The sequence below is a fragment of the Solirubrobacter soli DSM 22325 genome, assembly GCF_000423665.1.
Lineage (GTDB): Bacteria > Actinomycetota > Thermoleophilia > Solirubrobacterales > Solirubrobacteraceae > Solirubrobacter > Solirubrobacter soli.
In genome coordinates this window covers 178,946-202,734 of sequence record NZ_AUIK01000009.1, presented here as the reverse complement: position 1 = coordinate 202,734, position 23,789 = coordinate 178,946, and the positions used below count along the sequence as shown (strand labels likewise).

Here is a 23,789-nt window from a genome sequence, read left to right as displayed (position 1 = left end):
CTCCCCGTAAGGTGGGGTAGAAAACTACCCCACGCGTTCACGAACGGCGAACGCGTGGGGTGTGGAGATGAATCAACAGTGAGAAATCACGGGTTCGTCGTCGAGAGCGTGAACGTGAGCGTCTTCGAGTACGCCCCGGTCCGCAGAGGGTCCGTCAGCCCGATCGCCTGCGAGAACGTCACCGGGACCACATCGTTGGCGACGGGGCCGGCGTAGGTCTTGACCACGCCGAGACCCTGCAGCGGTTGCGGCAGGGAGAACGTCCCGTTGACGAGGTACCCGGGCTTGTTCGTGCTCGGGTCCGAGACGGTCAGCGTGCCGTCGCCGGCGGTCGAGATGACCGTGGCGGTGGTGCTCGCCGTGTAGGTCTTCGCGACGCCCGGCGTGAAGACGCCGAACGTGGCCGGGGCGCCGAGCGTGAGCGAGAGCGTCGGCGGGACGCTGCCCGAGACGGTCGTCGCCGCCGCGTCGGCGTTGGCGGGCGAGTTCGGCGCGCACGCCCGCGTGGCGACCGTGTACGCGTTGCCGGGCACGCAGCGCCACAGGCTCGGGTTGATCTCGCTCGGCGGCTTGCGCAGCTTCGTCGCCTGCTCGTAGGCGTAGCCGAACGCGAGCAGCTTCGCCTCGCTGTAGGCGGTGCCGTTGAAGGCGATCCCGACCGGGTCGCGGCTGCCGGCCGCGTACCCGGCGGGCACGACCAGCTGCGGGTAGCCGGCGCGCGCGCCGATGCCGGTCAGCGTGCCGGACGGCGTCATCAGCGCCTCGACGGTGTTGGTCGTCAGGGCGTTGTCGATCGCCTGCTGCGCGGCCCGGCGCTGCGTGTCGCGGGCCGTGACGTACGCGGCGTTCTGGGCCGGGTCCGTCAGGTCCGTGGCCTGGCTCGCGGTCAGCTGCGACTGGCCGTACTTCGTGGCGTCGGCGGCGTTCGCGGTGTTGTAGTCGATGATGTCCTGCAGCGTCTTGCGGGGCGCGTTGGCGGGCAGCCGCGACAGGTACGCGTTGAGGTCGCGCTTGAACTCCGGCGTGAGGATGTCGAAGGGCGCGTTCGAGCTGGGCGTGCCCACGACCACGGTGGTCGCGCCGAGCGCCTGGATCGCCGCGATCGCCGCCTGGTAGTTGGCGTTCGTGTTGTTGATCACGCCGATCCGCTTGCCGGCGAGCGCGGTCGTGGAGAGCCCGCCGAGGTAGTCCGGGACCGTGTCGGGGGCGGTCGCGGTGGCCGGGTCCTCCGGATCCTTGCCGGCGATCGCTGAGAGCTCGGCGGCGGCGTCGGCGACCGTGCGGGTCATCGGGCCGGCCGTGTCCTGCGTGGCGCTGATCGGGAGGATGCCGGTCCGGCTCACGAGGCCGATCGTGGGCCGCAGGCCGACGATCCCCTGCGCCGCCGAGGGCGAGACGATCGAGCCGGAGGTCTCCGTGCCGATCGTGATCGCCGCCAGGCCGGTGGCCGCGATCGCGCCGGAGCCGGAGCTCGACCCGCTCGGCGTGATGTCGGCGTTGTACGGGTTCAGCACCTGACCGCCGAGGCTCGAGTAGCCGCTCGGCATGCCGTTGGTGAGGAAGTTGGCGAACTCGGACAGGTTGGCCTTGCCGAGCAGGACGGCGCCGGCGGCGCGCAGCTTGGCCACGACCGGCGAGTCCTTCGCGGGGATGCTGTTCTCGAGCGCCACGGACCCGGCGGTCGTCGGGATGCCGGCCGCGTCGAGGTTGTCCTTGACGATCACCGGGATGCCGTGGAGCGGGCCGCGGACGTGGCCGGCGGCGCGCTCTTGGTCGAGTGCCGCCGCTTCCTGGAGCGCCTTCGGGTTGATGGCGCGAACGGCGTCCAGCGACGGGCCCTCGGTGTTGGTGAGCGCGATCCGCTGCAGGTAGGCCTTCGTCAGCTGCGTCGCGGTCAGCGTGCCCGCCGTCATCCGCGCCTGCAGGTCCTGCACCGTCGCGGTCTCGAGCGGGAAGTCGAGCGTCACGCCGGTCGCGACCTCCTTGCCGGGCGGGCAGGAGCGCGGGTTGCCGGACCAGCAGCGCCAGACGGCGGGGTTGATCTCGCTCACCGGCTTGCGCAGCTTGGTCGCCTGCTCGTAGGCGTAGGCGAAGGCGAGCAGGTTGGCCTCGCTGTAGGCGGTGCCGTTGAAGGCGATGCCGACCGGCAGGCGGTTGGCGGCGTTGTAGCCGGCCGGGACGACGATCTGCGGGTAGCCGGCTCGCGCGCCGGTGCCGGTCAGCGTGCCCGACGGCGTCATGATCGCGTCGAGGGTGTTGGTGGTCAGCGCGTTGTCGATCGCGGCGCGGGTGGCGGCGCGGCCGCCGTCACGGTTGGCGATGTAGGCGGCGTTGGTCGCCGGGTCGCTCAGGTCGATCGCCTGCGACGCCGTCAGCTGCGTCTGGCCGAACTTCAGCGCCTCGTCCGCGTGCGCGGTGTTGTAGTCGATGATGTCCTGCAGCGTCTTGCGCGGGGCGTTCGCGGGCAGGCGGCTCAGGTACGCGTTGAGGTCGCGCTTGAACTCCGACGCGAGGATGTCGGGGAAGTTCTGGGCGGGGCTCGGGGTCGGGATCAGCACCGTCGTGGCGCCGAGCGCCTGGATCGCGGCGATCGCCGCCTGGTACTGGGCGTTCGTGTTGTTGATCACGCCGATCCGCTTGCCGTTGAGCGCGGTGGGCGTGAGGCCGGCCAGGTAGTTCGGGACGGTCGCGGGCGCGGAGTCGGTGGCCGGGTCCTCCGGGTCCTTGCCGGCGATGGCCTGCAGCTCCGCCGCCGCGTCGGCGACCGTCTTGGTGATCGGGCCGGCCGTGTCCTGCGAGGCGCTGATCGGGAGGATGCCGGTGCGGGACACCAGGCCGACCGTGGGCCGCAGGCCGACGTCACCCTGCGCCGCGGCGGGGCTGACGATCGAGCCGGAGGTCTCGGTGCCGATCGTGATCGGCGCGAGGCCGGCCGCCGCCGAGGCGCCGCTGCCGGAGCTCGAGCCGGATGGCGTCGCATCGATGTCGTAGGGGTTCAGGACCTGGCCGCCGAGGCTCGAATAGCCGCTCGGCATGCCGCTGGTCATGAAGTTGGCGAACTCGGTCAGGTTGGTCTTGCCGAGGATCACCGCGCCGGAGGCCCGCAGCTTGGCGACCACCGTCGAGTCCTTGGCCGGGACGCTGTTCTCGAGCGCGACGGACCCGGCGGTCGTCGGCAGGCCGGCGACGTCGAGGTTGTCCTTGACGAGGACCGGGATGCCCTGGAGCGGGCCCTTGCTGTGGCCGGTCGCGCGCTCGAGGTCCGCGACGGCGGCGTCCTGGAGCGCGGACGGGTTGATCAGGCGCACCGCGTTGAGCCCCGGCCCGCGCGCGTTGACGGCCGCGATCCGGTTGATGTACGCGCGCGTCACCTGCACGCTCGTGACCTCACCCGAAGCAAGCTTCTGCTGCAGCTCGGGGACCGTCAGGCGCTCGAGGTCGAGCGCCGGGTCGGCGGCGCGCGCCGTCTGGGGACCGACGAGCGCAAGCCCCGCCAGCAGGCAGGCTACGCGGACCGTCTTGACGCTCAGCACCACTCGACCTCTCTCCCTCCCTGGACCGTTCCGGGCGCAACTCAATCCGGCGTGGGGAGGCCTGTCAAGGATGCGTTGAGGAACGTCAGCGCTGGAACGTCAAGCGTGAGGTGGGGTTAGCCAGAGACTTGTCGAGTCGCCTTGCATTCGCGCGCACGACCACCCACACTGGACGCCATGACGTACTCCGAGCTCCGTGCGTCCGACGCCGAACGTGAGCGGGTAGTGGCCTTCCTGCGCGAGCACGCGTTGCTCGGGCGGCTCACGAACGACGAGCTCGAGGATCGCATCGGGCTCGCGTACGCCTCGGTCACCGTGGGTGACCTCGAGAAGCTGATCTCCGACCTCCCCCGCGCGAACCGCCAGGCCGCCGCGCCCGCGCGTCGCCACCACCACGCGCACACCGCACATCACCGCCGCCAGCGCCCGCCCGCCCCGGCGATCGCCGCGCTCGGCGTCGGGGTCCTGCTCGTCAGCGGCGTCGGCCTGGCGTTGATCGCCACGGTCGTCGCGATCGGCGTCGCGCTGCTCGCCGCCGTCTTCGCGCTGAGCATGGTGCTCGGCCCGGTCCTCTTGGTCGCGCTGCTGATCATCGCGGCCTCCAAACGCCACCACCACCACCGCCCGCCACATCGCTGGCGCCCGCAGTACTGACCGTCTTCCCCGAAACCGCCCACCGAGGCGGTTTCGTCGTTTCTGGCCCGCCGGGGTGTTCGACGTTCCGCCCCTGTGCGGGGGTGGCAAGGATTTCCGTCCTCTGTGTCAGGAAATCCTGCCCACCCCCACCGCATGAGCGGCAACGCGCCACGAACGCAAACCGGGCTAAAGGTCCTCGCCCGACCTGCCGATAACCGGCCTAGACCGCCCGCCGAGGCGGTTTTCGCGTTTCAGGGGCGGACGACGACCTCGAAGTGGCGCACCTGCGGGTCGTACTCGGCGAGCAACTGCTCCGCGCGGGGTTCGATGACCGCCCGCTCGACCTCGTCGCCCGCGAACGCGCGCACCGCATCCAGCGACTCGAAGAGGGTCAAGGTGACGAACTCGATCGCGCCGTCGAGCGTCTCGCGACGCAGGACATAGGCGCCGAGCGCGTCGACTCCGGGGAGGAGGTCGTCGCGCAGGAAGGTCTCGTAAGCGTCGGCGTTCGCGGGCTCCGTGCGCCCGCTCCAAAGGCGTCCGATCATGAGAACCAACCTACGACGTCTCGGCCACGTAGTGGCGGGAGTGGTCGCCCGGGTCGACCCACACGCGCATGACGCGCTGGGTCGACGGGTCGATGAACCGCTCCTTGGTGGGGATCCAGCCTGGCGACGCCACGCCGGCCTCGCCGTGCCGGCGCCCCCAGCGGCGCTTCGGCGCGACCGCGGGGCCGAGCACCGGCAACCCGTCCAACGCCTCGGGCGAGCCCGCGAACGCGAGGTCGAGGCGGCGGTCGAGGTCGGCGGCGTCGAGCCGGTCCTCGGCGTAGTGGCGCCCGAGCAGCGCGGCGATCCGCTCGGCCTCAGGCGGCGGCACGCGACGGTCCGACCACGACGGCGGTGCCGTAGGCGACGACCTCCGTCAGCTGGTTGCCCATCTCGGAGGAGTCGAAGCGCATCGCGACGATCCCGTTCGCGCCGAGGAGCTTGGCGTTGGCGACCATGCGGTCGATCGCGTGGCGGCGGGCGTCCTCGAGCAGGTCGGTGTACTCGGACACCTCGCCCTGGCGCAGCGACTTGAACCCGGCGCTGAAGCTCTTGGCGAACCCCATGCTGCGCACGACCAGCCCGAAGGTGATGCCCAGGTTCTCGCGGATCTCGAGCCCGGGGAGCTCTTGCGCGGTCGTGATCGGGAGCTCGACATCGATCATCCGCCCGAGCGTACGCCATCCTCACACGGCATGGCCTTCGACGAGGACATCGCGCTCTCGCCCACCGGTGAGGGCGCCATCGCCGACGGCTGGGCGACCCCGCGCGGCCCGCACGGCGGCTACGTGATGGCGATCGTCGCCAACGCGATGCAGCGGGCCGCGGACCGCCAACTGCGTTCGATCACCGCCCACTTCCTGCGTCCGCCGCGGGTTGGGCCGGTCAGCGTCCACACCACGACCGAGCGAGCCGGTCGCTCGATGTCGACCGTCTCGGCCCGGATGGAGCAGGACGGCAAGCCGGTCGCGCTCGCGCTCGCCGCCTTCTCGGGCGCGTACGAGGCGCCGGAGATCGGCGCGGTGCCGATGCCGGTCGTCGCCCCGCCCGCAGCGACCGCGGACCCGCTCCCGGGCGCGCCTCCGTTCACGGAGCGGCTCGCGCTCCAGCCGCGTTTCGGAGACGCCCCGATCACCGGCTCGGACTCCAGCGTGGTGGGCGGATGGATCGACCTGCCCGAGCGTGACGAGCTCGACGGCCCCGCGCTGTGCGTGCTCGCCGACGGCTACTACCCCGCGATCTGGCCGCGGCTGACCGAGGCCTACGCCGCGCCCACCATCGACCTGACCGTCCACGTCCGCGCGCCACTCCCGGTCACCGGTCCGCTGCTCGCGCGGTTCACGAGCCGGCTCGCGAGAGACGGCTTCTTCGAGGAGGACGGCGAGCTGTGGACGAGCGACGGCACGCTCGTCGCCCAGTCGCGCCAGCTCGCCCTCCTCCTGCCGCTCACGTAGCGAAGTCGGGCACCGCGGCGCGCACGCTCTCCGCGCGGCCCTTCGGCTCCTCCCAGTCCTCCTGGCGGCCGAGCGCCGTGAGGTCGAGGAACGCGTAGGACCCGCCGGCCCACTCGGCCCCGCGCGCGAAGGACGAGTAGGTGTGGAATACCTTGTCGTCGATCCGCAGGAAGACGCTCGTGCCCGGGAACTCGCCCGCCAGCTCCGGCGTGTCGCGGAAGTTGTAGGCGGGCGGAGCGACCGCCGGGTCGAGGGTGACCCCGAAGTCGTAGTTGAAGTCGCTCTCGTAGCTGGAGTACCAGGGGATCGACCAGCCGTGCGCGGCCTTGTACGCCTCGAGCTTGGAGATCGGCGCGCGCGAGACCCAGACCATCGTCGTGTCGCGGGTGGCGACGTGGCGCATCAGCCCGTCGGACATCTCGTCCGTGCCCGCCGTGCAGCTCGGGCAGCCGTTCTCCCACTCGGGGTCGAACATGAAGTGGGTGAGGATCAGCTGCGAGCGGCCGTCGAAGAGCTCGAGCAGCGTCTTGCGCTCGCCGTCCGGGCCCGTGAAGACGTACTCCTTCTCGATCTCGACCATCGGGAGCTCGCGCCGCTGCGAGCTGATCGCGTCACGGCGTCGGGTGAGCTCCTTCTCCTGCTGGAGGAGCTCCTTGCGAGCGGTCAGCCACTCGGCACGCGAAACCACCATGGGAAGGCTCATGCCGTTTAGACCTGGCGGATCGTGTGAACTCATCGGTCAGATGAAGATCGTGCTCGCGGGCGGAACGGGACAGATCGGGCGGGTGCTCGCGCGCGCCTTCGCCGACGACGAGGTGGTCGTGCTCGCGCGGTCGAGCGGGACGCGCTGGGACGGGCGGACGCTGGGACCGTGGGCGAGCGCGCTCGACGGCGCCGACGCACTGATCAACCTCGCGGGCCGCAGCGTCGACTGCCGCTACACCTCCGACAACCGGCGCGAGATCATGGACTCGCGGCTGGAGTCGACCGCCGTGCTGCGCGAGGCGATCCTCCAGGCCGACGTCCCGCCGCGGGTGTGGCTGCAGTCCAGCACGGCGACGATCTACGCCGACACCTACGGCCCGCCGAACGCCGAGGACGGCGTGCTCGGCGCCGAGGGGGCGCCGGAGACGTGGCGCTTCTCGTATGACGTGGCCCGGCGCTGGGAAGAGGCCGCCGCGGACACGCCTGTGCGGACCGTGCTGATGCGCAGCGCGATGGTGATGAGCCCGGATCGCGGCGGCGTCTTCGACACGCTGCGGACGTTGGTTCGCCGCGGCCTGGGCGGGCCCGCGGCCGGCGGGCGGCAGTTCGTCTCCTGGATTCACGACGTCGACTTCGCGGCCGCGATCCGGCTGCTGATCGAGCGCGAGGACCTCTCCGGCCCGGTCAACCTCGCGGCGCCGAACCCGCTGCCGTACAAGGACTTCATGGCCGCGCTGCGCGCCGCGGAGGGCGTGCCGTTCGGGCTCCCCGCGACGAAGTGGATGCTCGAGCTGGGGGCATTCGCCATGCGCACCGAGACCGAGCTGGTGCTGAAGTCGCGCCGCGTCGTCCCGGGGGTGCTGACCGGAGCGGGCTTCGCGTTCAGCTTCCCGGAGTGGCCGGCGGCCGCCCGCGATCTCGCGGCACGGCGGCGAGCGTCGTAGCGGCGCTGACCGCGCGGATCTCGTCCGGCAGACCGTTCAGGTCGAGCTTGCGCACCAGCGTCATCGGTTTCGAGAGGGGCGCGAAGAAGTTGTCGTAGTGGCTCGGGACGATCACGCGCGGATCGAGCTTCGGGAGGATCCGGCGCCAGTAGTGCGGCGTGACCTGGCGGCCGGTGATGCCGGCGAGGAAGACGTCGGCGGGGTCGATCCGCTCGTCGTCGCGCAGGTCCGCGCTGCCCTGGTGGTAGAAGCTCGTCCCGGCGACCTCGATCCGGATGCCGAACACGGCCCCGCACTTGTAGGCGCCGGGGCTCAACGCATGCAGGTCCTCGCACGTGAGCGGGCCGTCGAACGGGACCTTGCGGCCGAAGATCAGCTTCGAGTGGCGGCTCGGCGTGAAGCTGACCGTGAACGGGCCGATCTCGTAGCGCCGGTGCGGCTCGACGATCACGCTCTGCCGGCCGTGCAGCGCCATCAGGCGGGCGAGCGAGTCGCTGCCGTAGACGGTCGCTCGATCGCGGCGGGCGATCGCGGGCGCGTCGACGGCGTGGTCCCAGTGGGTGTGGCCGACGAGGATCGCGTCGGCGCGCCTCACGTGCCGATCGATCAGCCGCGTGTCGGGGAGCGTGGGACGGCGGAGGAGCAGCGCACGGATGGGTGCCCGGGAGACGTACGGGTCGACGAGCACGGTCGTGCCCTCGTAGGTGAGCTGATAGCCCGCGACGCCGAGCCACTCGAGCTCCAGGCCGGCGGGCAGCCCGAGCGGAACGCGTTCGAGCTCCCGTAGCGTTGTCAGCTCATCCGGCATCGATTTGTCACCCTACGCCGCCGTGGAGAGCTACATCGCACCCTGGGCGACTCCGCCCGCGCTCGCCCGCCTGTCCGCCGTCGAGGCCGCACTGCCCACCGACGCCGCCTTCGCCCTCGAGCGCGCCGCCCGTTCCGCCCGCGAGCACGCGCGCCGGCTCGATGAGGACTGCCTGCAGCTCTACGCCGGCACGAACGTCCCCAGCCCGCTGGTCTCCGCGCTGCACGAGGCCGCGCTCGCCGCGCAGCCGAGCATGGGGTACCCGGGCGCCAAGTACCAGGCGGGGCTCGAGCCGATCGACGTGGTCGAGGTCACCGCCGCGAACGCGATCGCGCGGCTCATGGGCGCGGCGTTCGCCGAGGTGCGGCCGACGAGCGCGACCCTCGCCAACCTCGCCGTGTACACGGCACTGACCGAGCCGGGCGACACGATCGCCGTGCTCCCCGACTGGGCCGGCGGCCATCTCTCCCACCACGCCGTGGGCGTGCCGAGCGTGCGCGGGCTGCGGGTCGCGCCGCTGCCGTACGACGCCGCGGAGCTGGACGTCGACGTCGACGCGCTGGACGAGTTCCTCGGCTGGGAGGTCCCGCGGCTGGTCGTCGTGGGTGCGAGCCTGATGCTCTTCCCGCACCGGCTGACCGCGATCTCCGAGACCGTCCGCGCGCACGGCATCCCGTTGCTCTACGACGCGTCCCACGTCGCCGGGCTGATCGCGGAGGGCCGCTTCCAGGACCCGCTGCGCGAGGGCGCCGACCTCGTGACGTTCTCCACCTACAAGTCCTTCGGCGGGCCGCCCGGCGGCGTCATCGTCACCAACGACGAGGAATTGGCGGAGCAGGTCGCGAACGCCGTCTTCCCCGCGCTGGTCGCCAACTACGACGCCTCGCGGCTGGTGCCGCTGGCGGCTGCCGCCCTGGAGCGGGACCGGTCGGGCGGCGGGTACGCCGACCAGTGCATCGCCAACGCCCAGGCACTCGCCGCGGCCTTGTCCGAGGCGGGCCTGGACGTCCTCGCCGCCGCGCGCGGCTTCACCGAGTCCCACCACGTCGCGATCGACGTCCCGGGCGGCGGCACCGCCGCCGCGCTCAAGCTCGCCGAGAGCAACATCCTCAGCTCCGAGATCGGCGTCCCGGTCGACCCGGCCGGCGGCGTCCGTTTCGGCACGCAGGCGATCACCCGCCAGGGCTTCGTCTCCGACGACATGCCCGCGATCGCGGCCGCCATCGCCGCAGTCCTGCTGCACGATCGCGACGTCCGCGCCGACGTCGCCGACCTGCGCCGCCGCCACACCGGCCTCCGCTGGTGTCTCACGCCGGAAGACCTGCCTTAAACGACGAAACCGCCTTCCGGCGGCTTCGCGTGATCGAGTTATCGGCAGCGTGGGCGAGGACCTTTAGCCCGTTTCGAGTTCGTGGCGCGTTGCCGCTCATGACGTCCGAAACGCGCCGCAGCGACGAGGGGGTGGGTTACGTTCCGCCCCCGCACAGGGGCGGAACGTCGAACACCCCGTTCGACCCCACGCTCGTGGCGCGTTGGCGCTCGGGTCATTCGCGCGGCGGACCGCGCGATCGTCCGGAAGGAGGGGGAAAGATCAGCCCGCGCGCTGAGCCGGAATCGTTGCTGCGGCCGACGACGCGCGGCTCTGGAAACCGGACCATCTCGGCATGGCCTTCAGCGGACAGATCATTCACAACCCGATCAGCGGCGAGCGGATTCAGTTCCTGCGCACGGCGCAGGACACGAATGGTGAGGTGCTCGAGTTCGAGTTGCAGCTCACGCCGGACGGGAAGGTGCCCGGGGCACACGTGCATCCGGTGCAGGAGGAGCGGTTCCACGTGCTCGAGGGCACGATGAAGTTCAGGCTCGGCTTCAGGACGGTCGTCGCCGGGCCGGGTGACAGCGTGGTCGTGCCCGCGGGTGCGCGGCACAAGTTCGCCAACGGCGGCGATACGACGGCCCGTGTGCGGGTGCAGGTCGAGCCGGCGCTGGACATGGAACGGCTGCTGGAGACGACGGCGGAGCTCGCGCACGAGGGCAACACGCTGCGCTCAGGCATGCCGAAGCCGCTGCACCTGGCGCTGTTCGTCCAGCGGTTCAAGCGCGAGGTCCGCGCGCCGTTCCCGCCCGCGTGGGTCGTGGCGGCGACGATGGCGCCTTTGCGTGCGCTGGCCCGCGCCCGCGGGCACCATGCGCGGTATGCCCCTCTGGCGGCCTAGTGTCCTGCTGCTCGCCGCGGCGCTGGCGGCGCTCCACGCGCCGCCCGCCGGCGCGGAGAACCTGTTCGACGGCAAGAGCCTGAAGGGCTGGCGCCACGCCGGAACCGCGACGTTCGAGGTCAAGAATCGGACGATCCGCAGCGTTCCGGGCGCCGGCCAGCTCGGCCTCCTGTACTACGCGCGCCGCACCTACAAGGACTTCGAGCTTTGCCTGCAGTTCAGAGCGGCCGAGGGGGCGAACAGCGGTATCCACCTGCGCTTCCCGAAGCCGGCGGCCACGTGCAATTGGATCGACTGCGGCTACGAGGTGCAGATCAACGACACCGCCCAGGACCCACGCAAGACCGGCTCGATCTACGCGTTCAAGGACCTCGACGCCACCCAGGCGCGCGCGAAGCCCGCGAACACCTGGAGCAAGCTGAGGATCCGGGTCAAGGGCCAGCGCTACACCGTCTATCGCGACGGCAAGCGGATCAACGACTACCGCGGCCACCGCCGCCGCTCCGGGTACGTCGGGCTCCAGGCCCACGGCGGCCCTCAGGATGTCGTCGCGTTCCGGGCGATCCGGGTCCGCCCGCTCTGAGCGTCCTCCCAGAGGATCGGGTCCCCGATCGACACCTCGGCGCCCAACTCGGCCAGGACGGACGCGAGCGCCTCGCGCCGGATCGCCCCGTAGCTCAGCACGTGTGACAACACGCCGCCGTAGGTGAACGATCGCGGCGGCTCGCACAGCGCGTCCACGAACGCGTCGTCGAACGCTCCACGATCGCGGATCCGCTTCGCCAGCCGCTCGAACGCGACCGCCACGCGCTCGAATCTCGGCACCCACTCGCCGCCGGCGACGGGGACCGGCTCCCCCGCCATCGCCGCCGCCCACACCTCGAGCGTGAACACGAGCCGCTCGCACATCAGTGCCGCGCTGGCCTCCTCGCCCTCGAACCAGCAAGCCACGAAGCCCGGCCGCAGCGGTCGCTCCAGCTCCGAGGCCGGAAGCGTCGCCGCCGCCGCGAGCAACTCCCGCACGCGGTCGAGGTGATGGCGGACCATGCGGTCGGTGAGGTCCGCGCCGGGCCCGACCCGTGCACCCGGGATCAGCAATCCGGCCGGCGGATGGAAGTGGATCCCGTTCGGCGCCGGCAGTGGGACCTCGCCCGCGTACGACGACGGCGGCGAACCGTAGGCCCGTGCGAACGCGCGCGAGAACGCCGCGAGCGACCCGTACCCCGCCGCGCCCGCGGCCTCGGACGCCGTCGCCGCGCCCGTGCGCAGCTGCCACGCCGCCCGCTCCAAGAGCAGCCGCCGCCGCAGCGCCACCGGCGACTCGCCCGTCGCGGCGGCCAGCAGCCGGTCGAGGTGGTCGCGCGAGAAGTTCACACGGTCCGCCAGCGACGAGCCGTTCACCGGCTCGTCCAGTGACTCCAGAACCACGTCGATCAATGCCCGCAGGCGGTCGGCCATCCCTCCATGTTGATCGTTTTCGACGCATCGATGGACGCGGCCCGCGACCGCCGTCACGCTCAAGCCCATGGCTTCCTGGTCCGAATTCGCTGCCGCCGCGCCCGCCCTCGCCGACCGCGTCAAGACCCGCTTCGACGAGCACAAGCACAAGACGATGGCCACGATCCGCAGGGACGGCGGACCGCGGATCTCCGGCACGGAGACGCAGTTCCAGGACGGGGAGCTGTTCATCGGGTCGATGTGGCAGGCGCTGAAGGCGCGCGACCTCCAGCGCGACCCGCGCTTCGCGATCCACAGCGCCACGATCGATCCCGAGGCGCCGGGTTGGTCGGAGGCCAAGATCGCCGGCGTCGCGCACGAGATCGTCGAGCGCGAAGAGGTGCTGCAGCGCAACGGCGAAGCCGCCAACGACGGCGAGAGCCACCTCTTCCGCCTCGACCTGACCGAGGTCTCGGCCGTCTACCTCAACGACGAGAAGACCAAGCTGGTGATCGAGGTGTGGACGGCGGACAAGGGCGTCCGCGTGATCGAACGGTAAACGGAGGGGCCCTCCGCATCTTCTAAGGTGCGGAGACATGGCTTCGATTCGCATTGGCGTGCAGGTGCAGCCGCAGCACGCCGACTTCGACGGGATGCGCCGGGCGTGGCTTGAGGCAGAGGAGCTCGGCGTCGACTCGATCTTCTGCTGGGACCACTTCTATCCCCTCTACGGCGAGCCGGACGGCAAGCACTTCGAGGCGATCTCGACCCTCGGCGCGATGGCGAGCGTCACCGAGCGCGCGCAGATCGGCGCGCTCGTGATCTGCAACGGCTACCGCAACCCCGAGCTGCTCGCCGACGCGCACCGGACGATCGACCACATCTCCGGCGGCCGGGCGATCCTCGGCGTCGGCGCCGGCTGGTTCCAGCGCGACTACGACGAGTACGGCTACGAGTTCGGCACCGCTCCCGACCGCCTCCGCGACCTCCGCCAAGCGCTGCCGCGGATCAAGGAGCGCATCGGCAAGCTCAACCCGCCGCCGCTCGGCAAGCTCCCGATCCTGATCGGCGGCAGCGGCCCAAAGGTGACGCTCAAGCTGGTCGCGACCTACGGCGACATGTGGCACGGCTTCGGCGACGCCGAGACCTACAAGGCCAAGAACGAGATCCTGCTGCAGCACTGCCAGGACGTCGGCCGCGACGAGACCGAGATCGAGCGGACCTGGGGCATCCCCGCCGACAATCTCGGTCACGCGGACGCGCTGGTCGAGGCGGGCATCACGCACCTGATCGTCGGCGTCGGCGGCGACGGGTCCGGCTATGACCTCACGCCTGTCCGGGAGCTCGCCGCCTGGCGCGACCGGTAAGCCACGTCAACACGCGCTGACGCGATACGGATGTGTGACGCGGCGCACGGGTAGGGCTTGATCAACCCCATCGCCTCCGGCCTCGGCCGGAGGCTCCATATGCGATCTCAGGAGGAGCGACGTGATCTACGTATTGATCGTCCTCGTCGTCGTGCTGCTCGCGATCGTCGGCGCGCTGGTCTACCAGCGGCGGCGTTCCGCGCAGCTCCAGCAGGGCTTCGGGCCCGAGTACGACCGTACCGTGGAGCAGCACGGCGACCAGCGTGCAGCGGAGTCAGAGCTGCGCGAGCGCCGCGAACGCCGGCGCCGGTTCGACATCCGCCCGTTGAACGCCGTCGCCCGTGACCGCTACGCCGAGCGCTGGCGGACCACGCAGTCGCAGTTCGTCGACCAGCCCGCGTCGGCGCTCGAGGACGCCGACACGCTGGTCGCCGAGGTCATGCGAGAGCGTGGCTACCCGGTCGAGGACTTCGAACAGCGGGCGGCCGACGTCTCCGTCGATCACCCCACGGTCGTCGAGCACTACCGCAAGGCGCACGCGATCCACACCCGGTCGCGCGCGAGCACGGAGGACCTGCGCGAAGCGATGCTGCACTACCGCGCGCTCTTCGCCGAGCTCCTCGAATCCCCCCGCGAGACCCAGGAGGTCAGCTGATGGAAACCCCCACGAGCACGCGCGAACTGGTCGGCGACGAGCGCACGGAGGAGACCCGCGAGCCGCGCCGCTTCGACCGCGACGAGGCCGGGACCGACAAGGCCCGTGACGACAGCACCGCGAGCACCGCGGCGTTCGCCGCCAACGCGGATCGCGACCGCCGCGACGACACGACCGACGACACGCCGGAGCTGCTCGCCCGCGAGGACAACGCCGAGTTCCAGTCGCGCTGGGAGAAGATCCAGACCGGGTTCGTCGACGAGCCGCGCCGCACGGTCGAGCAGGCCGACGAGCTCGTCGCCGAGGTCATGAAGCGCCTCGCCGAGGGCTTCGCCGGCGAGCGCGAGCGCCTCGAGGGCCACTGGGGCCGCGGCGAGGACGTCTCGACCGAGGACCTGCGCGTCACGCTGCAGCGCTACCGCGGGTTCTTCCAGCGGCTCCTATCCGCCTAGATCCACGATCTGCCGCAGCGCCTCGACGTGACCGTCGAAGGCGCTGCGCCCTTCGGGCGTCAGCCGCGCGCGCAGCCGGTGACGGCGCCCGTTGAGCTGGCGCTCGAGGCACGCGTAACCCGCGGCCTCGAGCGTCGCGAGCTGTTTGGACAGCGCCGAGTCCGAGAGCTCGAGCTCGTCGCGGATGTAGGCGAACTCGACCCAGTCCGCGGCCGCCAGCAGCGCCGTGATCGACAGCCGCGTGCTCGGGTGGATCAGCTCATCGAAGCGCGCGGTCATGCACCAGTTGCGGGCCGCCGAGCAGGATCAGGACCGCCACGAACACGCTCGCGATCGTCGTGGGATGGCGGGCGCCGTCGGCGTCGAGCACCACGGCCGCCACGACGGTCACACCCGCGAGCGCGACGAGGCCGCCGAGCACGAGGGCAGCCGTGTGCTTGCCCGCGACCTCGCGCCGCACGCTCAACCGCGACGTGCGGTTGCGGCCCGAGACGACCCGCGGCGCGACCGTCGAGTGCACGGCGCCGAAGACGAGCGTCGCGGCCGAGGTGAGCCACGGGTGGTTCAGGTCGGCGATGACGCCGAGCACGATCCACCCGAGCGCGATGCCCCACCAGTACCAGGCGGGAAGGCCGACCTCGTCCAGCACGCGACGGCGCTCGCGGCGAACGGCGTCGAGCGCGCTGCGGGCTTCGGAGGGGGAGACATTCGGTTCCATCTTCAGGCTCACTTTCCTACTGGGAAAGTCAGTGTCGACTTTCCCGTCGGGAAAGTCAAGTGACCCAACCGCGGATGTCGTGCGCATGACCGGGCATGACCGTCCGGCCCCTCCACCTCGCGGCTGCGTGCATCGCCGCCCTGACCGTCGGTGCCTCAAGAGCCGACGCCGCCTCCTTCCTTGGCTCCCAGGACACGTCGGCCACGCCCGACGGCTACGCGTGCGGGGACTGTCCGGCGGGCGTCGACGTCGGCTTCCGGCAGTTCGCGCTGCGCCAGGCGACGGTCGAGGCGCCGGAGGACGGCGTGATCACGTCGGCGAGCGTCAACGCCCGCCGGATCGCGGGCACGGCGGCGCCGCAGGTGGCGGTCCTACGGCCTGCCGCCGACGGCGTCAGCCTGACGGTCGTCGCGTCGGCGCCGCTGCCGCTGAGCGGCGACGTCTCAGCCGTCGACGACCTGCATCTGCCGATGCGCCGCGGCGACTCGCTCGGCTTCCTGTACCGGACCGGCGAGGTCGCGCTCGGCGTTCGCAACCGCCCACGGCCGGACGGCGCGATCCAGTCGTTCACGCTCCCGTGCGCGCCGTGTGGGATGGACGGCGGGACGGGCACCGAGCTGCTGCTGGACGCGGTGCTCGAGCCCGACGTCGACACCGACGGCCTCGGCGACGAGACCCAGGACCCGGACGGCGGCGGCCTCGGCGCCGACTGGCAGGACGACTGGTTCAAGGACTTCGACGCGGGCGACCAGCTCGACGATGACGGCGAGGACACCGCGGACTCAGGCGGCTCGCGCGACGGCGACTCCCGGGGCGACACGCGCCGCAAGCCGCACCGCGTCCCCAAGGATCTGCGGCTGCTCCAGTCCGACCGCCGCGGCACCCGCACCTCGCTGCTGATCACCGCGCCGAAGGCCGGCATGGTCAGCGCCAGCGTCACGCTCCCGGGCAACCAGAAGACCGGGGCCGGCCCGTTCACCACGATCCTGACGGGCGAGAAGCGGGTCAAGCGCCCCGGCCGCGTGCGGCTCACGCTCTCCTCGACCCCCGCGGGCTCACGCGTGCTCGCCCGCCGCAAGCACGTGCGCACCAAGGTCGTCGTGGCCTACTTCCCGAAGAAGTCGACGCTCGAGCTGCTGATGCGCTCCGCCCGCTTCTAGATGACGCCGCCGTTGGCCCGGAGCACCTGGCCGTTGACCCAGCGGCCGTCCGGGCCGGCGAGGAAGGAGACGACGTTCGCGATGTCCTCGGGCTGCCCCAGCCGCTGGAGCGGCGGCTGGGCGGCGAGGCGGTCGATCGTCTCCTGGTCCTTGCCGTCGAGGAACAGGTCGGTCGCCGTCGGGCCGGGTGCGACGACGTTGACGGTGACGTCACGCCCGCGAAGCTCCCGGGCCAGCACGAGCGTCATCGCCTCGACCGCGCCCTTGGTCGCCGCGTAGCCGCTGTAGGTGGGGAACGCGAGCCCGACGACGCTCGAGGAGAAGTTGATCAGCGCGCCGCCCTCGCGGAGCCTGCGCACGGCCTGCTGCGAGACGACGAACGTGCCGCGCACGTTCACGCGCAGCTGCTCGTCGAGGACGCCCAGGTCGAACTCGGCGAGCGGGGCGAGGTCCATCCGGCCGGCGGCGTGCACGACGACGTCGACGCCGCCGAATCGCTCGACCGCCGCCTCGAACAGCGCCGCCACCGCGGCCTCGTCGGCGACGTCGGCCCGGACGGCGAGCGCGTTCCCGGCGCCCACCTCGGCCACGGCGGCGTCGGCCTCCGCGGCGTTGCGGGCGTAGTTGACGACGACCTTGAAGCCGTCGGCGGCGAGTCGTCGTACGACCGCGCGGCCGATCCCGCGCGAACCACCGGTGACGAGTGCGACACGTTGCGAAGTCATGCTGTTCAGCATGTCCCGCCCGTGCGGCGCAGAGAAACCCGGATCGCAGGTCGAGTCACACGCGGAGGGCGTGAATGCCTGAGCTGCGCCATCTGCGGGCGTTCTTGGCGGTCGCCGAGCAGCTCAGCTTCACCCGCGCGGCCGAGCGCCTGCACCTCACGCAGCAGAGCGTCTCGCGCACCGTGTCGGAGCTGGAACGCGAGCTCGGCGTGACGTTGCTGGAGCGCACCACCCGCGAGGTGCGGCTCACGCCCGCGGGCGTGTCGCTGCTGCGCGACGGCGCCGAGGCCGTGCGCGCGGCCGACGCGGCGTTCGTGCGCGCACGGGAGATCGGGACGGGAGCGCTCGGGCGGGTGCGGGTCGGGCTCTCGCCCGCGATCGGGCCGGCGGACCGCGACGCGATCGTCCGCGCGCTGCGCCCGCCGGGGTCGGACGTGTCGGTCGCGCTGCACGAGGTACGGCCCGCGGACCTGCGACCGCTGCTGCGCTCGAACGAGCTCGACATCGCCCTCACCCGCGTCAGCGGGGTCGACGACGACACGCTGCACAGCGCGCCGCTGCGCGCCTCGCCGATGGTGCTCTGCCTGACGGCCGCACACCCGCTGGCGGTCGCCGGGTCCGTGACGCTGCGCGACCTCGACGGCCTGCGCCTGCTGGTCGCCAGCCCGCGCGGGACCGCCTACACCGACCTGCTCGTGGGCGCGATCGAGGCCGCGGGCGCGCAGGTCGAGACCGTCGAGGCGCGGGTGACGGGCGGCGCCGCGCTGCTGACCGAGCTCGGCCCGCCCGACCTCGTCGCGCTGATGCCCGCCGGCACGGTCGTGCACGACGGGCTCGCGAGCGTGCCGGTGACGGACTTCGCCGCCCCGCTCGTCCTGCTCTGGCCCGCCGGGCGGCCGTCGGCGGCGGTCGAGCGGCTCAGGCTCGCTCTGTAGCGCGGGCGCGGTTGGCCGCGAGCTCGGCCGCGCCGCCGTGGCGTGAGACGAAGTCGGTCAACAGCTCGCGCAGCTGCCCGGCCGCCTCGTCGCCGAAGCGCTCACGCAGCTCGGCCTCCATCGCCGCGCTCTCCTCCCGCGCACGCGCCATGATCCGCTCGCCGGTCGAACTGAGGAGCAGCTGCGTCCGGCGCCGGTCGGTGGGATCGCCCGCCCGCTCGAGATAGCCGAGGGAGACCATGTCATCGGCCAGGCGGCTCGCCGCCTGCTTGGTCACGCCGAGCAGCTCGGCGAGCCGCGAGACGGTCGGCCGCTCGGCCGCGACCGCGCGGATCACGAAGCCGAAGGACGGACGCATCGCCTCGCCGCCGACCGTCGCCACCGCCGCCCCGAGGCGGTCCGCGACGCAGCGGTTCGCGGCGACGATCAAGATCGAGAAGTCGGGCTCGCTCACACCGTCCATGGTGGCGTGATCGTCTCGCCTGCCATCACGGCCCGCCCGCCGGCCCGCATGCACGCGACCGCGCGGAACGGCTCGTCCGCGCCGACGCGGAAGAAGAACTCGGCGCCGGGGGCGATGACGAGGCAGTCGCCGGGACCGAGCGGATGCTCGGCGCCGTCGACCACCGCGACGGCGCGGCCGGTCTGGCCGAAGAACAGCTCTTCGCAATCCATGTGGTGGGGGGCGCTGGTCGTGCCGGCGGCAAGCTCGACCGCCCAGAGGCTGATCTGCGAGGAGCCGCGCGAGGGCGCGGCGTAGCCGGTGAAGGACCCGCCGGGGATGTCGAACACCGGCGCGTCGTCGTGCGAGATCACGGTCATGGACGTGGAGAGTAAGTCAACACATATTGATTGTCAACTACTAATGACCATTCTCACGGCGAACGAGCGAACGTGTCGCACCTCCGTCGTCGGACCCGGGTGCGGGTCCGACGGTTGGGGACGGGTGGCGACGAGTCCGACCGTGGCGCCGGCAGGCCGTTGCAGCGGCGTGATCCGGTAGCCGCCGCGCTCGCTCACCACGCGCAGCGACATCACCTCGGCCAGCGCGATCGGGGCGGCGCCGAGCGTGACGGTCCGGCCGTCGCGCAGCGTTGCGACGACGTGCGCGCCCGCTCCCCAGCTCGGGAACGTGACCGCCGCGTCGACCGCGCGCGACGCCCGCAGCGTCCAGCGCGCCTCGATCGCGCCTGGCGTGAACCGGTAGCGCGTCGTCGCGCGCAGCCCGTGGGCGCGAACGTCGGCGTGAGCGCGCAACGCCCTGAACGGCCCCGCGTGCGGGCGGCGGGACATGTCGTTCGCGTCCACTCCGTCGAGGCGCAGCGGGTTGGTCCCGTAGCCGCGATCGCCGTACTGCGTGGCGAGCAGGACCCGCCCGTGCGCCCGTGCGGTGAGCCCGAATGCGTCGAGACCGGAGCCGCCGATGTTCGCGGCGACCTCCTGCCGCGCGTCGAACAGCCGCGCCAGCTCGACCCCGCCATACGGGATCGAGCGCTGGTTGACCGGGACGATCGCCGTGTTGTACGTCGGCGTGGTCACCGCGAGACGGCCGGTGTCGGGGTCGAACGAGTACAGGGCCGGCGGCGCCGTCGAGCAACGGCGGCCGAGGCCGGCCTCGACGGCGCGCACCGCGTTGGCGGCGTACCGTGCGGCGGCGAGGTAGGCGTTCGCGCGGCTCTGGGGGACGGTGTCGACCCCGTACGCCAGCGCGGCGGGGATCGCCCGCTCGCGCCGGACCAGCGCGTCATAGCCGAGCAGGCCCCGGTCGAGCATCCACTTCGCCCACGAGCCCCACTCCGGTCCCGGCTGAAGCTCGTCCGCCGACGCGACGCCGATCAGCGCCAGCTGCGTCAGCGCCGCCTTCTTGCGCTGATGCCAGCGCGCGAAGCCCAGCCCGGTGTCCCAGTTCTGGTAGCCGCTGTGCGTCCAGTACCCGGCGAGGACGCGGCGGACCCAGTCGCGCAGCAGCGCGCTCTGCCGTGGCTGCGGCATCCCCGAGCGGCGGGCGAGGTCGTAGAAGCGCGAGAAGCTGAGCACGATGTTCGCGTACTCGGCCGAGTCGACGTTCTGGCCCGCGCGCGGACCGCGATCCGGCAGATAGTGGAAGTGCAGCCCGGGGCCGAGGTTGCCGGCCTTCGTCCCGTGCGGCGCGACGCCCGCGGCGAAGCGTGCGAGTTGGCCGCCCATGCCGGCGGCCAGCGCCCGGCGCTCGCCGTTGACGATCGCGTCGGCGGCATACACGGCGCAGTACCAGTTGATCTGGTTCAGCCGCAGGGCGGGGAACGCCCACTCGCGGCTGGTCGCGGCGGTGTGGATCTCCTGCCTGATCCGCGTGACGGTCGCGGCGTCGAGGCCGATGGCGTCACGGGCGAGGTAGGCGTGCACGAGGCCGTCGATCGCCTCGACGTCGAACACGAGGTGCCGGTTCGGCCGGCCGGGGACCGCCAACCAGCCCCCGCCCGTCCAGACCTGGCGCGAGACGAGGAAGCGGGCGATCGCGCGGGCCCGCGCGTCAGACCGTGCCGGACCGCGGTGCCCACTCAGGGCGGCGAGCGAGTGCACGACCAGCAGGTCCGCGTTGACCTCGGTGTCCGTCGAGCCGGGACCTGGCTCGTAACGGGCTTCCTGTGCGTTCCAGAGCGGGTCGAGATGGCGTTGCAGCTCGTCGGCGACGGCGAGATAGCCGGCGTCGTCGAGGCCCGCGGCGTGCCGCGGGATCGGTTGCGACGCGGCGGGGTCGCGCAGCTGGGTGGACACGACGACGGCGCACGCGAGCGTCGCGGCCGTGGCCGCGAGCCGGCGTCGCCCCACGGTCGGGACGCGCATCGGGAACCTCCTGGACAGGGCGCCCCGCCGAGCGGGGCGAGTGGCTCGTTCAGCGTCCCGCCGAGGGCTGCGCGCCCCCACGCCGCGAAGGTGGCGACCTCACGCTCGGGGGGTGGCTGAACCCACCACCTTTTGTGGCTCCCGCGCCCTCCGCGACCGGGTTAGGGTCGTCCTATGTCGTTCCTCCTCTATCGCGACGACATCGGCGAGCAGCGGGTCTTCGAGCTCGACGACGAGCGCGAGCGGGTGACGATCGGGCGGCGCCCCGCCAACGACGTCGCCCTGCCGTGGGATGCCGAGGTCTCACGCGTGCACGCCGAGCTCGCCCACATGGGCGGGGATTGGGTCGTGTGCGACGAGGGCGTCTCGCACAACGGCACGTTCGTCAACGGGCAGCGCGTGCGCGGCCGGCGGCGGCTGCGGGGCGGCGACGTCGTCTCGGTCGGCGACACGCAGCTGACCTTCTGCGCCCCGGGTGGCGGGTCGACGGTCGCGACGACCCTCGCGCGCGAGCCGGTTCCGGCGGTGGCGGTGACGCCCGCACAGCGACGCGTGCTCGAGGCGCTGTGCCGGCCGCTGCAGGACGGCGGCTACGCCGCCCCCGCCTCCAATCAGCAGATCGCCGACGAGCTCGTCCTCGCGGTCGAGACCGTCAAGGGCACCCTGAAGGCGCTGTTCGAACGCTTCGGGCTCGAGCACCTGCCGCAGAACCAGAAGCGCGCGGCGCTCGCCCGCGCCTTCCTCGATCAGCGGTAGGCGATCTGCGTCAGCGTGTTCTCGCCGACGCCGGTGACCCAGACCGAGCGGGCGTCGGCCGTCAGCGCATACGGGTTGAGCGGTACGCCGACCGCACCGACCTTCTTCGAGCTCCCCGGGTCGAAGAGCGTGACGGTGTGATCGGTGTCGCAGGCGATCCAGATGCGTCCGCCCGCCGCCACGGCGCGCGTCGGCTGATGACACGCGGCTGACGTCGCGACGCCACCACGAGGATCGGCGCGGGCGATGTCGTCCGCGGTCGGCAACGTCGCCCACACGTAGCCGGCACCGGGGGAGAGCGAGGCCGCGGGCGCGACCAGCTTGCCCCAGAGCGTGGTGTGTCCGGTCGCGGGGTCGAAGCGCTGCACGGTCGGCGGTGAGCGCTCGCCGATCCAGAGCCGGTGCGATGCAGCCGTGAGCGCGACGATGCCGTGCGGAAACGTCCAACGCCGGACCACGTGCCCGGTGCGGTCCAACCGGGTCAGCTGGTTGGCCCCGGGCGGGGTGCTGGACGTCCCGACCCACAACGAGCCGAACCCGAGCGCCAGCCGCAGCGGCTCGCCGCGGAACGGCAGCGTGCGCACGACCGTCCCGGTGCGCGCGTCGATCTGGGTCACCACGTGCGACGCCTTCGCGGCGACCCACACGCTCGTCCCGTCCGTGACCATGTCCTGCACGCCCGACCCGACACGTGGACCATCGGCCACGTGCCCGCTGGCGGTGTCGACGCGCACGAGGTCGACCTTGTCCGAGCTCGACACCCACGCGTCGCCCCCGGCGAGCACGACGCCGTTCGGCCGGAAGCTGACACCGTGGATCGTCTGCACGACGCGGGGGAGCCGCGGCGAGTCGTCGCCGCGGCTCAGCACGACCGCCACCGCAACCGCGACCGAGGCGAGCAGCGCGCCGACCGCCACGCCGACCACACCGCGGCGACGGCGGCGGGGCGTGCCGCGCGGCCTGCTCGTCACCGTCGCGTCCTCCACGCCGTCCTCCGGCGCCGCCGCTCCGCGGGCCACCACGCGCTCGGGACGGCTCGGCGCGGTCCCCGCCACCGCGGCGACGGCCGCGCGCCCGAGGTCCCCGGCGGAGGGATACCGGTCCGCGGGAGCCTTGGCCATCGCCCGGGCGACGACCGCGTCGAGCGCGCGCGGCACCTCCGGCCGGTGCCGCGACGGCTCGGGCGGCGGGTCCGAGAGCTGGGCCCACAACTTGGCCTCGTCGCCTTCGCGTTCGAACGGCACGCGCCCGGTCAGCAGGAAGGCCAGCACCCCGCCGAGCGCGTACACGTCGGCGCGCGCGTCGATGCGCTCCGACCGGATCTGTTCGGGGGCGACGTAGTCCAGCGTGCCGACCCAGCGCCCCGTCCCGGTCGCCGCGCCCGTGGAGAGCATCTGCTTCGCCAGGCCGAAGTCCGTGACGTAGACGTGGCCGTCGCGATCGACGAGCACGTTGGCCGGCTTGACGTCGCGGTGGACGTATCCGGCGCGATGGATCGCGTCGAGCCCGGCCGCGGCGGCCGCGACCAGGTCGGCCGCGCGGGCGGGCGCGAGCGGTCCGTCGCCGCGCACGAGCGCCTTGAGGTCGACGCCGTCGATCAGCCGCATCGCCAGGAACGCGACGCCGTCGCGCTCGCCGGCGGCGTACACCGGGATCACGTTCGGGTGCTCGATCGACGCCGCCGAACGCGCCTCCTTGAGGAAGCGCTCGCGGATGCTCTCCTCCTCGAGCAACTCCGGCGCGATCACCTTCAAGGCGATGACCCGGCCGAGGTCGAGATCGCTCGCGCGGTACACCACGCCCATCCCGCCGCGGCCGAGCACGGATTCGATCCGGTAGCCGGCGACCACCGCCCCGGGGGCAAGCAGGGTCCGCGACACCACGCCGCGACCCTACGCCTTTCACCCCGCGACG

At 72.3% G+C, this 23,789-nt stretch carries 27 protein-coding genes; 13 read left to right on the top strand and 14 right to left on the bottom strand.

All coding sequences use genetic code 11. From position 1 onward, the window contains the following. Positions 1–86 precede the first annotated feature (86 nt). Positions 87–3,533 (bottom strand): amidase family protein, encoded by a 3,447-nt coding sequence (locus G569_RS64500; RefSeq protein WP_211232928.1) that lies wholly within the window; start codon positions 3,531–3,533, stop codon positions 87–89. Between the two features lie 177 nt (positions 3,534–3,710). Between G569_RS64500 and G569_RS64495 the strand changes: the two genes are divergently transcribed. Next, positions 3,711–4,187: a DUF1707 SHOCT-like domain-containing protein gene (locus G569_RS64495; RefSeq protein ID WP_037495278.1), complete on the top strand. Its 477-nt coding sequence runs from the start codon at positions 3,711–3,713 to the stop codon at positions 4,185–4,187. Between the two features lie 233 nt (positions 4,188–4,420). Here G569_RS64495 and G569_RS0108010 read toward each other — a convergent pair whose 3' ends face one another. The 3 genes from G569_RS0108010 to G569_RS0108000 are packed head-to-tail and all read right to left on the bottom strand — an operon-like array spanning position 4,421 to position 5,382. After that, a complete protein-coding gene (locus tag G569_RS0108010; RefSeq protein ID WP_028063029.1) occupies positions 4,421–4,717 on the bottom strand; it encodes a hypothetical protein in 297 nt (98 codons plus the stop codon). Between the two features lie 10 nt (positions 4,718–4,727). Beyond that, complete coding sequence (locus tag G569_RS0108005; protein WP_028063028.1) at positions 4,728–5,048, bottom strand: DUF1707 domain-containing protein; 321 nt, start codon at positions 5,046–5,048, stop codon at positions 4,728–4,730. Next, on the bottom strand, positions 5,035–5,382 hold the full coding sequence (locus G569_RS0108000) for a YbjQ family protein (RefSeq protein ID WP_028063027.1): 348 nt from the start codon (positions 5,380–5,382) through the stop codon (positions 5,035–5,037). Before G569_RS0108000 ends, G569_RS0108005 begins: the two co-directional genes overlap by 14 nt. A gap of 30 nt (positions 5,383–5,412) precedes the next feature. On the opposite strand from G569_RS0108000, the gene G569_RS57475 reads away from it, so the two are divergent. Beyond that, the gene (locus G569_RS57475) at positions 5,413–6,171 is read left to right on the top strand and encodes a thioesterase family protein (RefSeq protein ID WP_053226028.1); all 759 of its coding nucleotides are present in this window, start codon (positions 5,413–5,415) and stop codon (positions 6,169–6,171) included. Here the strand turns inward: G569_RS57475 and G569_RS0107990 are convergent. Further along, the gene (locus G569_RS0107990) at positions 6,164–6,862 is read right to left on the bottom strand and encodes a DUF899 domain-containing protein (protein WP_245602447.1); all 699 of its coding nucleotides are present in this window, start codon (positions 6,860–6,862) and stop codon (positions 6,164–6,166) included. The two genes, G569_RS57475 and G569_RS0107990, sit on opposite strands and share 8 nt — an antisense overlap. A 52-nt stretch (positions 6,863–6,914) precedes the next feature. Here G569_RS0107990 and G569_RS0107985 point away from each other — a divergent pair, with 52 nt between their 5' ends. Beyond that, positions 6,915–7,820 carry an epimerase gene (locus G569_RS0107985; protein ID WP_028063025.1) on the top strand — a complete coding sequence of 302 codons (906 nt, stop codon included), beginning with the start codon at positions 6,915–6,917 and terminating at the stop codon, positions 7,818–7,820. On the opposite strand, the gene G569_RS46515 is transcribed toward G569_RS0107985, so the two are convergent. After that, complete coding sequence (locus tag G569_RS46515) at positions 7,759–8,628, bottom strand: MBL fold metallo-hydrolase (RefSeq protein ID WP_028063024.1); 870 nt, start codon at positions 8,626–8,628, stop codon at positions 7,759–7,761. The two genes, G569_RS0107985 and G569_RS46515, sit on opposite strands and share 62 nt — an antisense overlap. A 22-nt stretch (positions 8,629–8,650) precedes the next feature. Between G569_RS46515 and G569_RS46510 the strand changes: the two genes are divergently transcribed. From G569_RS46510 to G569_RS0107965, 3 genes are all read left to right on the top strand, one after another. Next, complete coding sequence (locus G569_RS46510) at positions 8,651–9,958, top strand: aminotransferase class I/II-fold pyridoxal phosphate-dependent enzyme (RefSeq protein WP_053226027.1); 1,308 nt, start codon at positions 8,651–8,653, stop codon at positions 9,956–9,958. A 334-nt stretch (positions 9,959–10,292) separates the two neighbouring features. Beyond that, positions 10,293–10,844, top strand: coding sequence for a cupin domain-containing protein (locus tag G569_RS46505; protein WP_053226026.1), 552 nt, complete (start codon positions 10,293–10,295; stop codon positions 10,842–10,844). Beyond that, a complete protein-coding gene (locus tag G569_RS0107965) occupies positions 10,825–11,427 on the top strand; it encodes a 3-keto-disaccharide hydrolase (RefSeq protein WP_064750303.1) in 603 nt (200 codons plus the stop codon). The genes G569_RS46505 and G569_RS0107965 overlap by 20 nt, the downstream gene beginning before the upstream one ends. On the opposite strand, the gene G569_RS46500 is transcribed toward G569_RS0107965, so the two are convergent. Further along, positions 11,382–12,302, bottom strand: a complete 921-nt coding sequence (locus tag G569_RS46500; RefSeq protein ID WP_053226024.1) for a helix-turn-helix domain-containing protein — start codon at positions 12,300–12,302, stop codon at positions 11,382–11,384. The genes G569_RS0107965 and G569_RS46500 overlap by 46 nt on opposite strands. 67 nt (positions 12,303–12,369) lie before the next feature. On the opposite strand from G569_RS46500, the gene G569_RS0107955 reads away from it, so the two are divergent. The 4 genes from G569_RS0107955 to G569_RS46495 all read left to right on the top strand — a co-directional run bounded on the left by G569_RS0107955 (position 12,370) and on the right by G569_RS46495 (position 14,755). Next, on the top strand, positions 12,370–12,840 hold the full coding sequence (locus tag G569_RS0107955) for a pyridoxamine 5'-phosphate oxidase family protein (RefSeq protein ID WP_028063022.1): 471 nt from the start codon (positions 12,370–12,372) through the stop codon (positions 12,838–12,840). 37 nt (positions 12,841–12,877) lie between these two features. Then, a complete protein-coding gene (locus tag G569_RS0107950) occupies positions 12,878–13,648 on the top strand; it encodes an LLM class F420-dependent oxidoreductase (protein WP_028063021.1) in 771 nt (256 codons plus the stop codon). A 121-nt stretch (positions 13,649–13,769) separates the two neighbouring features. Continuing rightward, a complete protein-coding gene (locus tag G569_RS0107945) occupies positions 13,770–14,303 on the top strand; it encodes a hypothetical protein (RefSeq protein ID WP_028063020.1) in 534 nt (177 codons plus the stop codon). Further along, entirely contained in the window at positions 14,303–14,755 is a 453-nt protein-coding gene (locus G569_RS46495) for a hypothetical protein (protein ID WP_211232927.1), read from the top strand. Before G569_RS0107945 ends, G569_RS46495 begins: the two co-directional genes overlap by 1 nt. Here the strand turns inward: G569_RS46495 and G569_RS0107935 are convergent. After that, the gene (locus G569_RS0107935; RefSeq protein WP_028063019.1) at positions 14,744–15,034 is read right to left on the bottom strand and encodes a winged helix-turn-helix domain-containing protein; all 291 of its coding nucleotides are present in this window, start codon (positions 15,032–15,034) and stop codon (positions 14,744–14,746) included. The genes G569_RS46495 and G569_RS0107935 overlap by 12 nt on opposite strands. Beyond that, complete coding sequence (locus G569_RS0107930) at positions 15,015–15,473, bottom strand: hypothetical protein (protein ID WP_028063018.1); 459 nt, start codon at positions 15,471–15,473, stop codon at positions 15,015–15,017. The genes G569_RS0107935 and G569_RS0107930 overlap by 20 nt, the downstream gene beginning before the upstream one ends. A gap of 95 nt (positions 15,474–15,568) precedes the next feature. On the opposite strand from G569_RS0107930, the gene G569_RS0107925 reads away from it, so the two are divergent. Beyond that, a complete protein-coding gene (locus G569_RS0107925) occupies positions 15,569–16,633 on the top strand; it encodes a hypothetical protein (protein ID WP_028063017.1) in 1,065 nt (354 codons plus the stop codon). Here G569_RS0107925 and G569_RS0107920 read toward each other — a convergent pair. Further along, positions 16,630–17,358, bottom strand: a complete 729-nt coding sequence (locus tag G569_RS0107920) for an SDR family oxidoreductase (protein ID WP_053226120.1) — start codon at positions 17,356–17,358, stop codon at positions 16,630–16,632. The two genes, G569_RS0107925 and G569_RS0107920, sit on opposite strands and share 4 nt — an antisense overlap. Positions 17,359–17,432: 74 nt before the next feature. On the opposite strand from G569_RS0107920, the gene G569_RS46490 reads away from it, so the two are divergent. Beyond that, the gene (locus G569_RS46490; protein WP_053226023.1) at positions 17,433–18,293 is read left to right on the top strand and encodes a LysR family transcriptional regulator; all 861 of its coding nucleotides are present in this window, start codon (positions 17,433–17,435) and stop codon (positions 18,291–18,293) included. Here G569_RS46490 and G569_RS46485 read toward each other — a convergent pair. The 3 genes from G569_RS46485 to G569_RS0107900 are packed head-to-tail and all read right to left on the bottom strand — an operon-like array spanning position 18,277 to position 21,119. Beyond that, positions 18,277–18,747, bottom strand: coding sequence for a MarR family winged helix-turn-helix transcriptional regulator (locus G569_RS46485; protein ID WP_169542096.1), 471 nt, complete (start codon positions 18,745–18,747; stop codon positions 18,277–18,279). The genes G569_RS46490 and G569_RS46485 overlap by 17 nt on opposite strands. After that, complete coding sequence (locus G569_RS0107905; RefSeq protein WP_028063015.1) at positions 18,744–19,115, bottom strand: cupin domain-containing protein; 372 nt, start codon at positions 19,113–19,115, stop codon at positions 18,744–18,746. The genes G569_RS46485 and G569_RS0107905 overlap by 4 nt, the downstream gene beginning before the upstream one ends. Before the next feature lie 33 nt (positions 19,116–19,148). Next, positions 19,149–21,119, bottom strand: a complete 1,971-nt coding sequence (locus G569_RS0107900) for a hypothetical protein (RefSeq protein ID WP_028063014.1) — start codon at positions 21,117–21,119, stop codon at positions 19,149–19,151. A 174-nt stretch (positions 21,120–21,293) separates the two neighbouring features. On the opposite strand from G569_RS0107900, the gene G569_RS0107895 reads away from it, so the two are divergent. Next, positions 21,294–21,875 carry an FHA domain-containing protein gene (locus G569_RS0107895; RefSeq protein ID WP_028063013.1) on the top strand — a complete coding sequence of 194 codons (582 nt, stop codon included), beginning with the start codon at positions 21,294–21,296 and terminating at the stop codon, positions 21,873–21,875. Here the strand turns inward: G569_RS0107895 and G569_RS57470 are convergent. Further along, positions 21,866–23,758, bottom strand: coding sequence for a protein kinase domain-containing protein (locus G569_RS57470; protein ID WP_157591891.1), 1,893 nt, complete (start codon positions 23,756–23,758; stop codon positions 21,866–21,868). The genes G569_RS0107895 and G569_RS57470 overlap by 10 nt on opposite strands. Between the last annotated feature and the right edge of the window lie 31 nt (positions 23,759–23,789).